Source organism: Streptococcus sp. HMSC062H02, assembly GCF_001813005.1.
Classification (GTDB): domain Bacteria; phylum Bacillota; class Bacilli; order Lactobacillales; family Streptococcaceae; genus Streptococcus; species Streptococcus oralis_S.
On record NZ_KV811121.1, the window covers coordinates 139,620 to 140,009 of the forward strand.

At 47.4% G+C, this 390-nt stretch carries 1 protein-coding gene; it reads left to right on the top strand.

What is annotated here, in order from left to right; translation table 11 throughout:
- The coding region (locus tag HMPREF2885_RS05490; RefSeq protein WP_186822456.1) for a G5 domain-containing protein at positions 1-390 on the top strand (390 nt) is incomplete at both ends.

Here is a 390-nt window from a genome sequence, read left to right on the forward strand (position 1 = left end):
AGGAAACCTTGGCTCCTGTAACGCAAATTGTCAAAGTAGGAACTGCTAAACCAAATATGGTACCGAGCGAAGCACCGAAAGCAGACGCTCTGCCAGAATATCCGTTGACTTATACCGATGAAACTCGGGTTGAGAAAATTAACTTTAGCATTCGTGAAGAAGAAACGGATGAATTGGTCCAAGATGCCCGCCAAATCGCGACTCCGGGAGTCCAAGGCGAACGTACTATCAAGACTCGTGTTTACAGTTCCAACGGTCAAGTTGTCGACCGCCAAGAATTGTTTAATGAGGAAACCTTGGCTCCTGTAACGCAAATTGTCAAGGTCGGCATAGCTAAGCCAACTATGGTACCGAACGATGCACCGAAAGCAGACGCTCTGCCAGAGTATC